Source organism: Veillonella sp. (assembly GCF_015058545.1).
Taxonomy (GTDB): domain Bacteria; phylum Bacillota; class Negativicutes; order Veillonellales; family Veillonellaceae; genus Veillonella_A.
In genome coordinates, this window is record NZ_SVCB01000148.1 from 1 (window position 1) to 12,781 (window position 12,781).

Annotated in this window: 13 protein-coding genes and 1 pseudogene; all 14 read left to right on the plus strand. The window is 44.1% G+C overall.

All coding sequences use genetic code 11. The annotated features are described in order from the left end of the window. The first annotated feature begins 35 nt into the window (after positions 1-35). Complete coding sequence (gene hisJ, locus E7204_RS09445; RefSeq protein WP_295184032.1) at positions 36-992, plus strand: histidinol-phosphatase HisJ; 957 nt, start codon at positions 36-38, stop codon at positions 990-992. A gap of 306 nt (positions 993-1,298) precedes the next feature. Continuing rightward, positions 1,299-2,456, plus strand: a complete 1,158-nt coding sequence (locus tag E7204_RS09450; protein ID WP_295184035.1) for an ATP phosphoribosyltransferase regulatory subunit — start codon at positions 1,299-1,301, stop codon at positions 2,454-2,456. Then, positions 2,452-3,081, plus strand: a pseudogene (gene hisG, locus E7204_RS09455) (ATP phosphoribosyltransferase); the annotation flags it as partial. The gene E7204_RS09450 and the pseudogene hisG, both read left to right, overlap by 5 nt. A gap of 42 nt (positions 3,082-3,123) precedes the next feature. Next, a complete protein-coding gene (gene hisD / locus E7204_RS09460; RefSeq protein WP_295184041.1) occupies positions 3,124-4,464 on the plus strand; it encodes a histidinol dehydrogenase in 1,341 nt (446 codons plus the stop codon). Next, positions 4,454-5,164 (plus strand): imidazoleglycerol-phosphate dehydratase HisB, encoded by a 711-nt coding sequence (hisB, locus tag E7204_RS09465; RefSeq protein ID WP_295184043.1) that lies wholly within the window; start codon positions 4,454-4,456, stop codon positions 5,162-5,164. Before hisD ends, hisB begins: the two co-directional genes overlap by 11 nt. 27 nt (positions 5,165-5,191) lie before the next feature. After that, complete coding sequence (gene hisH, locus E7204_RS09470) at positions 5,192-5,821, plus strand: imidazole glycerol phosphate synthase subunit HisH (protein WP_295184046.1); 630 nt, start codon at positions 5,192-5,194, stop codon at positions 5,819-5,821. A gap of 261 nt (positions 5,822-6,082) precedes the next feature. Beyond that, the gene (hisA, locus tag E7204_RS09475; protein ID WP_295184049.1) at positions 6,083-6,919 is read left to right on the plus strand and encodes a 1-(5-phosphoribosyl)-5-[(5-phosphoribosylamino)methylideneamino]imidazole-4-carboxamide isomerase; all 837 of its coding nucleotides are present in this window, start codon (positions 6,083-6,085) and stop codon (positions 6,917-6,919) included. Between the two features lie 117 nt (positions 6,920-7,036). Continuing rightward, positions 7,037-7,795, plus strand: coding sequence for an imidazole glycerol phosphate synthase subunit HisF (gene hisF / locus E7204_RS09480; protein ID WP_295184052.1), 759 nt, complete (start codon positions 7,037-7,039; stop codon positions 7,793-7,795). Positions 7,796-7,890: 95 nt separating this feature from the next. Next, complete coding sequence (gene hisI, locus E7204_RS09485) at positions 7,891-8,229, plus strand: phosphoribosyl-AMP cyclohydrolase (RefSeq protein ID WP_366483674.1); 339 nt, start codon at positions 7,891-7,893, stop codon at positions 8,227-8,229. A 14-nt stretch (positions 8,230-8,243) separates the two neighbouring features. Beyond that, positions 8,244-8,567: a phosphoribosyl-ATP diphosphatase gene (gene hisE / locus E7204_RS09490; RefSeq protein WP_295184058.1), complete on the plus strand. Its 324-nt coding sequence runs from the start codon at positions 8,244-8,246 to the stop codon at positions 8,565-8,567. Between the two features lie 116 nt (positions 8,568-8,683). After that, positions 8,684-9,772 carry a histidinol-phosphate transaminase gene (hisC, locus tag E7204_RS09495; RefSeq protein WP_295184061.1) on the plus strand — a complete coding sequence of 363 codons (1,089 nt, stop codon included), beginning with the start codon at positions 8,684-8,686 and terminating at the stop codon, positions 9,770-9,772. A 266-nt stretch (positions 9,773-10,038) separates the two neighbouring features. Continuing rightward, entirely contained in the window at positions 10,039-10,728 is a 690-nt protein-coding gene (queC, locus tag E7204_RS09500) for a 7-cyano-7-deazaguanine synthase QueC (RefSeq protein ID WP_295184064.1), read from the plus strand. A gap of 14 nt (positions 10,729-10,742) precedes the next feature. Continuing rightward, on the plus strand, positions 10,743-11,336 hold the full coding sequence (locus tag E7204_RS09505; RefSeq protein ID WP_295184066.1) for a GDSL-type esterase/lipase family protein: 594 nt from the start codon (positions 10,743-10,745) through the stop codon (positions 11,334-11,336). 610 nt (positions 11,337-11,946) lie between these two features. Next, positions 11,947-12,408, plus strand: a complete 462-nt coding sequence (locus E7204_RS09510; RefSeq protein ID WP_295184068.1) for a hypothetical protein — start codon at positions 11,947-11,949, stop codon at positions 12,406-12,408. Positions 12,409-12,781: the final 373 nt, after the last annotated feature.

Genomic DNA, 12,781 nt, shown 5'->3' on the forward strand with positions numbered 1-12,781 from the left:
ACGATTGCTATTATTATGTATGTGCGAGGCGCTATATGAGTAATAATCAACCGTTTCATAACGGTATGCCGTTAAATACCGATCAGAAGGGGATGCCGCAAAATAACGAGCCTGCCGTTGCGGCACAAGCTCGCCAACACCGTTATCCCGTAGCCGGTAATAATCAGTATGAAGGGCAATTGGTGGATGGTCATATTCACACCGAACTTTGCCCCCATGGCAGTGGCGATAAGGTGGCCTTGATCATTGAAAAAGCCATCGAACTAGGTTTTTATAAACTTTGCATCACGGAACATGCCCCTTTACCGGCCGGTTTCAGCAAACGCTATAAAGGTGATGAAGAGGGGCTTACTACGGCCTCTTTGCGGATGGATCAAGTGGAACCGTATTTGGCGTTAGGCAATGAACTGCAAAGAGAATACGGTCAGCATATTAACCTGTCCGTCGGCTTTGAAGTGGACTTCTTGCCCGGCTTTGAGGCAGCGACGCAAGAGTTTTTAAATATGGTAGGTCCTTATACGGGTGAAAACTTATTGTCGGTTCACTTCATGCAGGGCGCGAACGACGGTTTTTGGTGTCTTGACTACAGTGAAGCGGAATTTGAAAAAGTCTTCGGCAGTTATTTAGGGAAGCAGGATGTTTTATTCCGCCGCTATTTCGAATTGGTATTGCAGGCAGTGCAGACTGATTTCGGGCCACATACGCCGGTGCGTATCGGCCATATTGATGTAATAAAAAAATACCAAAAGTATTTCAACTTTACATCGTCCTATGATCAGCAAACGCAGCAGGTGATTATGAATATTTTACGCACCTTAAAAGCGCAAAATCGAACGCTGGATTATAATGTGAGCGGTGTGTTCAAAGAAAATTGCGGTGAAATGTACCCAAGTCCTTTCATTCAAGGCATGGCCTATGTATTGGGCGTACCGTTCATGATGGGATCCGACTCACACAGCTTAGGGGCTTTTGTAAAAGCCTGGAGTGAGTAAGGGTTGTATTGTGGAAGTAAGGGCCGTATTAGGGGAAAATGATTTGAGAGAACAACATATGAGGAGCCTTTAGTCGTATGAATTCATATGGCTAAAGGCTCTTTTTTATTTGTTTGCCCCTTGAAAACATTAGCTTATTACATAAATACATGCATGCTATGCCTAAATGAAAGTTGACTATCTGCGCTTGAAAGTGTATTATAACTTTAATCCTTTAGTTAGATGAAGAATAAAAGTAAAGAGTAAGTAAAAGAGATGTAATAGAACGGGCCCATAGGGCTTAAGAGGAAGAGAGTAGGGAGAGCTATGAGACAGAAACGATTACCGCCGGGATTTCGCGATGAGTTTGGTGAAGAGGCACAGAAAAAAGCAGCTCTTAGTCATAGTCTGGCTAAGTGCTTTTTTGAACGGGGCTATACGAAGATTAATACACCGCTCATTGAATACAAGAATATATTTGATGATTATGATTTGGCTGTACAGCAACGTATGTATGAAGTGGTGGACAGCTCACAGGAACGTTTGGTAATTCGTCCCGATTTGACATTGCCCATTGCCCGTTTTTTAGCGAATATTCAAGTGAATTTACCTAAAAAATTTTACTACACCGGCGATGTGTTTGCCATGAACCAGGCTCACCGCGGCTGGGCAAATCAGGTGACGCAGGCCGGCATTGAGCTGGTAGGGTATGCTTCGCAAAAAGCCGAACTGGAGTGCTTGCTCATTATCAATCAAGTGAATCGTTTATGGCTCAACAATCAGCTATATGTGGAACTGAGTGATGCGCGGTTTGCCGAAACCGTGGTTGATGCGTTGGGGCTTACGGCGGCGGAACGAGCCGAATTGTTTGAAGCCTTATTTAATAAAAATTTACCGGTGTACGAGCGTTTGATTGAAGCGTATACGGAAAATACATTGTATTCCTTGCTTAAAATTTGGCCGCGCCTTTTCGGCTCCATCGAGGAAGTGCAGCAAGAGCTGGATGCCATAATTTTACCGATGAGCGCCCAACGTTTGGTGAACGGGGTCATGCAAATGGCGCAGGCGGTACAAAAATTATCGAGCCAAAAGGTGCGTATAGATTTCAGCAGCCGTGCACCGCAACCGTATTATACGGGCCTTACTTTCCGCGGCTATATTGACGGCGTGGCCAGTTATATTGTGAGCGGCGGTCGTTATGATAAATTACTCGCGAATTTTCAAAAAGAGCCTACCCCGGCGGTGGGCATGGGCTTTGATTTGGATGTATTGGCATCGGTGGCGGATATAACCTTGCCTGAGGCAAAACCTTCCTATGTGTATATCGGTGACGATGATTGGGACGTGGTGGCTGACTATGTATTGGCTCATCCGACCTACAGTTTAGTATTAGCTGATACATTGACGGAGGCCCGTGAACAAGCTGCTGCGGATGGAGCCACACTCTATGTGGTCACAGAGGAAGGGGTGAAAGCCGATGCTTAGTATTGCATTGACGAAGGGACGCGTGGAAGACCAGGTCATTCCACTCTTTGAACGTTGCGGTATCGATTGTGAGCCGCTACGAAATAAAAAACGGAAATTGGTCATTACCTTAGGTGACAATTTGCAAGTAATTTTAGTTAAAGGCGGCGACGTTCTTACCTATTTAAATAACGGTGTCGTTGATATCGGCATCGTAGGCAGCGATATTTTGGAAGAACAGCAGAATACGGGGTATGAGCTGCTTGATTTACAAACGGGGCGTTGCCAATTTATCTTGGCGTCGCTGGCCGGTTATGATCTCAATGAGCCACGGCGACATACCATCGGTACCAAGTATCCGAATATTACGAAACGCTATTTTGCCAGTCGCGGTAAAGACGTGGAAATTATTAAAATTGAAGGGTCGGTGGAGTTGGCGCCCCTTATCGGTTTGGCCGACGCTATCGTGGATATTACGGAAACGGGCACAACCTTACGGGAGAATAATTTGCAGATTTTTGATAAATTGAGCCCTATCTCAACGCGCTTAGTAGCGAATCCATTGGCACTTAAGCAAAAACGGGGCGAAATTTTTGATTTGGTAGACCGCTTAAAAGAAGCTCGAAATATTGATACAGCGAAATAATTTGAGAAAAAATAATTAGAGAATTAGAGAGAGGAGACCATCATGAAAATATACAGAGAGCCGCTACAAAAGATGCTGGCATTGGTGAATGATTACACGGCGGCCACAACGGATTTAGTGATTGAACAGCAGGTACGCGAAATTATTGATACTGTTATTGCCGAAGGCGATGCGGCACTGCGTGACTATAGTGAAAAGTTTGACGGCGTACAGCTTACGGAGTTAAAAGTGAGCGACGACGTGTTGACTGAGGCCTATAATTCATTGGCGCCGGCTTTAAAAGAGGCATTGGAAGTGGCTAAACGTAATATTGAAGCTTTTCATAAACGCCAAATTGACCAAAGCTTCATTGATCTGGATACGCCGGGCATAGTCCGGGGACAGAAAGTAACACCGTTAAAACGGGTGGGCATTTATGTACCGGGCGGTACGGCCGCCTATCCGTCTACGATTTTGATGTGTGCTTTGCCGGCTAAAATAGCGGGTGTTAAGGAAGTTATCATGGTGACACCGCCGCAAAAAGAAGGCATTGCGCCGATTGTGTTGGGCGCGGCTAAATTAGCCGGTGTTGATGCAGTCTATCAGGTAGGCGGCGCTCAGGCTGTGGGAGCCCTTGCTTATGGCACGGAATCAATTCCGAAGGTTGATAAAATCGTAGGACCGGGCAATATCTATGTGGCTACGGCGAAGCGCCAAGTGTTCGGTCAAGTATCTATCGACATGATTGCAGGACCTTCCGAAATCGGCATTTTGGCCGATGAAACAGCCAATCCGGTTCACTTGGCCGCTGATTTATTGTCTCAGGCAGAACATGATAAACGGGCGCGGGCTATTCTTATTACGGACAGCGAAGTACTGGCCCATGCCGTCTCGGACGAAGTGGCACGGCAATTGGAGGAACTGCCTCGTAAGGATATAGCCAAAGTGGCCATTGAAGAGCGCAGTTTTATTGCCATCATGGATTCGGTCTCCGACATGTTCACCTTAATGAATGAAGTGGCGCCGGAACATTTGGAAATTCAGCTTAACAATGCGTCAGACTACTTGAGCTTGGTAGAAAATGCCGGCTCCGTATTTCTCGGCTCCTATACGGCTGAGCCGTTGGGTGATTATATGGGTGGTCCGAATCACGTGTTGCCAACCAGCGGTACGGCTCGTTTTTCGTCACCCCTCGGCGTATATGATTTTGTGAAACGGACAGCGTTCATGCAATTTTCTAAAGAACGCTTAGCTGAGCTGGCTCCGCATATTGCTACGTTAGCACGTACTGAAGGTTTGGAAGGCCATGCGCGGTCCATTGAAATCCGTTTTGATAAAACAAAAGACAATGCGTTAGTAGCCGGTAAAGGTGAAGATACGGAGGCAGTTGCTTATGGCCACTAAGGATGAAACGAAGACAAATACTAAGCCGGTAGGGGTGGCAATATCAGGAGAGACCAAGCAAGGGGCGAATCGAGGTATCAATCAAGATACTGAGCAAGCGGCCGTTACCTCGCGAGTGGCTACGGTAATCCGCAAAACCGCTGAAACGAATATTGAAGTAACCCTTAATTTAGATGAAGAATCAGGCGTTACCGTGGCGACGGGCATCGGCTTTTTTGATCATATGTTGAATTTGTTTGCCAAACACGGCCGCTTCGGTTTAACGGTTAAGGCTGATGGCGATACCTATATTGATGCCCATCATACGGTGGAAGATGTGGCGCTCGCCTTAGGCCAAGCTTTGACCAAGGCTTTGGGCGATAAAAAACAAATTGAGCGCTACGGCGATGCGTGGATGCCCATGGATGAGGCGCTGACGCAGGTCGTTATCGATTTGAGCGGCCGCCCCTATTTAGTGTTCAAGGCGGAACTTTCAACGCCTTTGCTGGGAACCTTTGAGACGGAATTGGTGGAAGATTTTTTCCAAGCCTTTGCCATGAACGGTCTTATGAATCTTCATGTGCGTAATGAATACGGGCGCAACACCCATCACATTATTGAAAGCATGTTTAAGGCCTTGGGGCGGGCACTGCGCCGCGCTGTAACTGTAAATGAGGCTATTGTAGGAGTTAACTCCACCAAGGGCAGTTTGACAGTATAATATATTTTAAAAAAGAGAAGGTAGCGTATGATTGCAATTATAGATTATGATGCGGGCAATACCTTTAATGTGCAAAAAGCGTTTGCTCACTTGGGCATACCGACGGTTTTAACCGCCGATAAGGCGACGATTTTGCAGGCTGCCGGCGTCGTTGTGCCCGGCGTGGGTGCCTTTCGGCAAGCTATGGACACTTTAACACGCCGTGATTTGGTGCCCGTCTTAGAGACGGTGGTAGCTCGAAATATTCCCGTATTGGGCATATGCTTGGGAATGCAACTTTTGTTTGATAGCTCCACTGAATACGGCAAAACACAGGGCTTTGGTTTTATTCCGGGTACGGTAGATGAAATCCCTCAAGATTTGGGTCTCATGGTGCCGCACACCGGTTGGAATTGTAATCGCTTGGTGAATAAAACAAGTCCCTTTAGCTGTATTGACGGCGAATATACATACTTTGTTCATTCCTATTATGTGAATTGCGAAGAGCGCTACATTACGGCGGTGGCCGACTACGGCATTGAAATACCGGCCGTGGTGGCGCAGGGTAATGTGTATGGTATGCATTTCCATCCGGAGAAAAGTGCCGCCATCGGGCTGAGACTATTGCAACGATTTGACGAGTTATGTAAAGCGCATGCGGCAGGTTATGAGGCTTAAAGAATTGTATATATTGTTATATTTATCAACAGATTGGTTGTATTGTGAGAATTTAAAAACTCTATTATTAGTGAAAAGTGATAATTGTAATAGTTGCTAAAGGATAATGTTTGTTGTATATGATGGCCTGTATTGCATAATTTTTTGTAATAAAAACTGATATCTGACATAGATACTTTCGATATAAATTATAGACAGATGTAGTTTAGAAGTGTATATTATATAATATTAAATACATAAGAGCAGTACATAAAGGAGGGGATGACCGTGATTTTTCCGGCCATTGATATACAAGACAAACGTAGTGTACGTTTATATAAAGGGGATTTTGACAAGGAAATCGTGATTAATTATAGCCCGGTGGCACAAGCCGAGGACTATGAAAATGCCGGTATCAAGGCACTTCATGTAGTTGACTTGGATGGGGCTAAAGCCGGTAAACCGGTTAGTTTTGATATTATTACAGGAATTCGCAGAGTTTTCAGCGGCATTATTGAAGTAGGCGGCGGTATTCGTGACGAAGAAACTATTAAGGCCTATCTGAATGCCGGTATTGATCGTATTATTTTAGGTTCCGTAGCGTTAAAAAATGCGGAATTTACTAAACAAATGCTGGCCACTTATGGAGCTGAACGCATTGTTATCGGCGTTGACGGTGCCGACGGTAAAGTTGCGACGGAAGGTTGGCTTGAAAAGTCGGACGTTGATATGAGCCATTTGATTCGCGAAATGATGGCGGCCGGTGCTAAACACTTTATTGTTACCGATATTAATCGTGACGGTACCATGGCAGGGGTTAACCAGGAATTGCTCTTTGAATTACACGATCAATTTCCGGGAGCTCGTATTATCGCTTCCGGCGGCATTCGCAATGCCGGTGACATTGTAGCCTTGCGTAAAAAAGGCATTGTCGACTGTATTGTGGGTAAAGCCTTGTATGAAGGTCCATTGGCTTTAGCGGATATTGTAGCTTTGGAAAAAAGCGAGTTAGCCGGTGAATTGATTGAACCGTCACCATACTATACACGCACTATCCATGAAGAAACAGATTCTCATGATGAGCCTAATTTAGCGATTTCCGCAGCTGCGGCAAAATAAATTCAAATAATAAAACCAATATATAACACTAATAAGATACACATAGCAATAGCGATAGCATTACATACTCGTGATCATGATAAACCGGATACGGCTAATGATAAAGGAGTAGAAACTATGTTGGCAAAACGAATCATCCCTTGTCTGGACGTGGATAACGGCCGTGTAAAAAAGGGTGTTAATTTTATTAATTTAGTAGATGTAGGCGATCCGGTGGCGATTGCCGCTTCCTATGAAGTGCAAGGTGCCGATGAGCAAGTGTTTTTGGATATTACGGCCACAACAGAAGGTCGAGGGACCTTTAAGGACGTAATTTCAGCTATATCAAATGAAGTATTTATGCCGCTTACCGTTGGTGGCGGCATTCGTACATTGGCGGATATGCAGCAATTATTGCAGGCTGGAGCGGATAAAATCTCAATTAATTCAGCCGCTTTGGCAAATCCTGAACTAATCCGCGAAGGGGCTGAAAAATTCGGCAATCAATGTATCGTCGTAGCCATTGATGTGAAAACCGATCCCGAGACGGGAGAACGTTTTGTGTACAGTCATGGGGGGCGTAAAAAAACAGACCGCTTAGCTTATGACTGGGCACAGGAGGCCGTAGCCTTGGGGGCCGGTGAATTACTCGTGACGAGTATGGATAAAGACGGCACCAAGTCCGGTTTTGACATTGAATTATATAAACAGCTGGGTGACTTGGTACAAGTGCCTATTATTGCTTCCGGCGGCGCCGGCACGGTAGCACATTTTGTTGAAGTTTTTTCAAAAACTAAAGTAACCGGTGCTTTAGCGGCCTCTATTTTCCACTTTGGCGAAATAACCATTGCGGAAGTGAAGGATGCTTTGCGCGCTCATAATATTCCGGTTCGCTAGGGAGGTGGGCAATGATGGCTGACAAAATAGCAGATAGGAAACAGAACATTACCACCGATTCAAGACCGGACTTGGATTTAAGATCGGATTTTGGTTTGAGACCTGATTTTGAGAAGGTGCGCAATTTATTGCCTACGGTAGTCGTGGATACGAATACGAAAGAAGTACTCATGGTAGCCTATATGAATGAAGAAAGTTATGAACGAACCTTAGCAACCGGCGAAACCTGGTTTTGGTCACGGTCGCGGCAAGAGCTGTGGCATAAGGGGGGAACCAGCGGTAACACGCAAAAGGTTGTACGGGCCGCCTTGGATTGTGACAAGGACACCTTATTATTGGAAGTTATCCCCAACGGCCCGGCTTGTCATACCGGTTCAAGGAGCTGTTTTTTTAACGAAATCAATTTAAAAACAAATAGCCAAAAAGCTGAATAAAAGAGAGGGATTATATGACACAGGAACTGGCTGAACTTTATGAGGTCATCAAGAATCGGCAATTAGAGCCGAAAGAAGGGTCCTATACGAATTATCTGTTTGCTAAGGGGCTGGATAAGATTTTGAAAAAAGTCGGCGAAGAGGCTACAGAAGTGGTGATTGCCGCTAAAAATGAAGGCCATACGGAACTTGTCAGCGAAACAGCGGATTTGCTGTATCATGTTTTAGTTTTATTGGTTGAAAAGGGCATTCCTTACGAAGCTATAACAGAAGAACTGGCCCGTCGTGAAGGTCTTATCAGTAAAACAACGGATCGGCCGGAAATTAAGAACTTATAGCCTATATGGGTCCACCTGCGCTCGGTGGGCCTTTTTTACAAATCACAACCAAGAGCTTGATTTAATAAAGCATGACAGGCAAATCAATAAAGCGATAAGAGAAAGAGTGAGTGTCTATGAAAGAGAGTATAAAAGACTTAAAACCATATGTTCCGGAAGAACCGGTAGAAGCTTTGAAGGCGCGTTTGGGGGTGGAGCGAGTTGTTCGCTTATCAGCTAATGAAAATCCCTATGGCACTTCGCCGGCTGTTCGTGAAGCAGTCATCGATTATGTAACTAAACATGACAGCAGCCAATACCCTGACGGCAATGCAAGTTCTTTGCGTGCGGCGTTGGCCAATCATTTAGGCGTGGCGGAAGCATCCCTTGTTATCGGCGTGGGCCTTGATGAAGTGATTACTATGCTCAGTCGTGCCTTTTTGACCGATAAAGACTCCATAGTCATCAGCACGCCGACGTTTTCAGAATATGCCTTGAATGCTCAATTAGAAGGGGCTACCATTAAAGGTGTCCCTTGTGATGTTGTAACGGGCGCTACTGATTTAGGCGGGATGCTAAATGCTATCGATGAGACGACAAAGCTGGTATGGCTTTGCAACCCGAATAATCCTACCGGCACCTATTGTTCGGTAGTATCGCTTCGTGATTTTATGAGTAAGGTGCCTAAAGACGTGCTGGTCTTGATTGATGAAGCGTACATTGAGTTCGTCACCGGTGCTGAAACAGCCAGTGCCTTGCCGCTTTTAAAAGAATTTGCCAATATGGGCTTGATGCAGACGTTTTCAAAAGTCTATGGCCTCGCCAATTATCGGGTCGGTTATTTAGTGTTGAGTCCGGAATTGGTAAATTATGTACAGGCTATTCGCTTGCCCTATAATCTCAATAGCGTGTCACAGGTGGCGGCGGAAGCAGCCCTGAAGGATCAAACCTTTATTGCGGAGGTTGTGGCGGCCAATGCTAAGGCGCGCCAAGGTTGGGAAACTTGCCTTGATGAGTTAAAAATCCATTATTATCACAGCGAAGCCAATTTTATTTTCGTAGAATTTGCATCACCGGAAGCGGCTAAAGCTATTGCCGATTTATGGCTTAAAGCAGGCTATCAAGTGCGCTCCGGACTCAGCCCTAAGTGGTTGCGAATTACGGTTGGACAGGCCGCTGATTGTGAAGCTATGCAGGCAATCTTACGAGATTATTATAAGAAATAAAGCCCAAAAGAAATTAAGGCAAAAAGAAATTAAGGCAAAAAGAAATAAAGGCCATAGAAAATTACAGCTATAGAAATGAGAAATTTAGGAGTAGTCCTTGCTTGAAATTCGGGCAAGGACTTTTTTCTCATCCTGTTCCTCTTTGTGATATGATAATATATAGAGAAATGTTCAAAAGCAGTTTTAAGGGCGTTGCATTTCTTAAGATATAGTTTATTATGGCGCCTTAGTTGCGCTTTATCTATTAGAAATACAAAGGAGACACTATGAAAGCAATTGTATTATCCAGTGGCGGCGTAGACTCCACCACCTGTTTGGCTTTAGCCATTGACCGCCTCGGCAAGGAAAATGTGGCGGCCGTATCTATTTTTTACGGGCAAAAACACGACAAAGAACTGCAATGTGCCCGCAAGATTGCGGCTTATTATGAAGTACCTCATTATGAATTGGATTTGTCCCAGATTTTAAAATATTCTAATTCGTCCTTATTGCAAAACTCCACCGATGAGATTATCCATAAGAGTTATGCGGAACAGATTGAAGAACAGGGCGAAGGCATGGTCAGCACGTATGTACCGTTTCGCAACGGTTTGATGTTATCCGCCGTAGCCAGTCTCGGCATGAGTCTTTTCCCTGACGATACAGTGCAGATTTATTTGGGCGCCCATGCCGATGATGCGGCCGGTAATGCCTATGCCGATTGCAGTGAAGCCTTCGTCGATGCCATGACCAAAGCTATTGCCTTAGGTACCTACGATAAAGTCCAAGTAGAGGCTCCGTTTGCTGCTAAAAATAAAGCCCAACTCGTTAAGGTCGGTTTGGACCTTAAGGTGCCGTACGAACTTACTTGGAGTTGCTACGAAGGTGGCGACAAGCCTTGCGGCACTTGCGGGACTTGCATTGATCGCATTAAAGCTTTTGAATTGAACGGCACCACGGATCCATTGATGAAATAGGAGGCGGTAAGGGCATGGCAAATACAAAGAGTTGGCAAAAGGTGTTATTTATCGGTGACAGTTTGACGCGCGGTTACGATGTGCCCTACGGCAAGGGCTGGGTTGAATTATTAAAAGCACATTTTGAAAAAAGTGCGGCAACTAATGAAAGTGCAAAAATGACTATGGTTAATGCCGGCGTTGATGGTGCCACTTTGCAGGCTATTTATAATAATTTGGAGCGCGCGCTCCACGATTCGGCCTATGATGCGGTGTTTATTATGGGCGGTACCAATGATATTTTGCATGGGCGCACGGCGGAAGATTGCTATTTTTCAATGATGCGCTCGGTTCATCACATTCAAAAAATCGGCTGTGATGTGATTGTTGGTTTAGCGCCGCAGATTGACTGTGATCCCGATGGCGATGATGCGGTACTGGTTGATTATAATGAACGTTTGAAAGCCTACTGTAAGGAGCAAGGCTTGTTGTATATAGATTTCTATAAAACCATCGCCGAAGCGGATTATCGCGGTGAGATTCTGTATGCCGGTGATGTGCACCCCAATGAGTTGGGGTATCATTACATGTATGAAGCGGCTCGTGATGTATTGAAGGCCGGCTTGTAACCACTTTAAGGCCGGCTTGTAGCCATTTTACAGATAAAAATAAATTATTAGCTAATATAGGAATCCAGTATTTATGCGGTTTTTTGACTTCTATATAGAGAAAAATAAATTAAATCGAAAAAAATGAATTTTAGATATTGAAATTATTAGATTTACATGCTATAATAGGCTCATAACAAGGGAACAGTAGTTAACGATTATTCAGAATCGAGCGCTACAGCTCAACTAACTTCTTTATCCCGGAAGTTATTGCGAGTGAGTCCACTTGTTAAACCTCTAAATACCTATACCTAATCGTGAGTACAAATATGTACGAACAACTTGCCGTTGCCTCCTCCCTAAGGGCAACGGCATTTTTCTGTTTTTGAATAGGAATATTTATACTAAAATTTAGAATAAAAATATAAATGAACAATAGATGAACAATCATGAAAAACTTCACGGAAAGCTCATTGAAATTTTCACATATACCTCATGAAATCTAGGTAAGATGTACATATGTTAAACGTTAGTTAACAGATTAGATTTGTATATAGCGCTGTTCAAGTGATGTACAAGCATTCCTGAAACAGTAAATAATTTGTATAATTTTGTACTAGGAGGTATAGTTATGAAACGCAAATATGTATTAATGGTGCCTGTCGCGGCGGTTACTCTTTGGGCTAACTCTTTCGGTGCTTTGGTAAGTGCTCAGAGCTTACAGGATATTAACAATAATGCACCGGCTGTATGGCAGCAAGAAGATCAGAACAAACAAAATCAGCCGAATAAAGACAACAAACAGCTTAACAAAAACGATAAAAAAGATCAGAATCAGCAGAATCCTCAGGTAGCCCCTAAAGCACCTGAAAAAGAAACTGTTAAAAAAGACAAAGCACCTAGCAAGGTAACTCCTGAAACTAAGGAAAAACGCAAAGTAGCTTTGGCTAATGACTACAATCATCGCAACCCGGGCGCTGAAAAACCACCGGTAAAGAAGGAAGACAAGAAACCATTGCCACCTAAAGATGATCAGAAACCGGCTCCTGAAAAATCCGGCACTGTTCAAATCGGTGTACTTCTTAACGCATAAGAATGGTTGACTAAGCTCTAGATACAACCTCCCTCTTTAAAATAATGTAGTGATACATAATACCTAAACACACAACACACATAACAACACATAACACAAAACAATAAATAAACACACAAAAATACAACACACACATTAAACACACACTTAACACAGTAAAAAGAAATATTTACTTTTTACCGGCATATAATCATATATGCAAATACCTTCCCGAAAGCACAGCGGGAAGGTATTTTTTGGCTCTTTGTCAAATTTTGGGGCGCTAAAGAGTCTATGCACTTTGAGGAAGGACATGAGACATAACTGTTGCGTGTCCTTTTCTTGCATTGATGAATAAAATCCGGTTACGGAAGTAGTGGAAGTTCCGTATCCC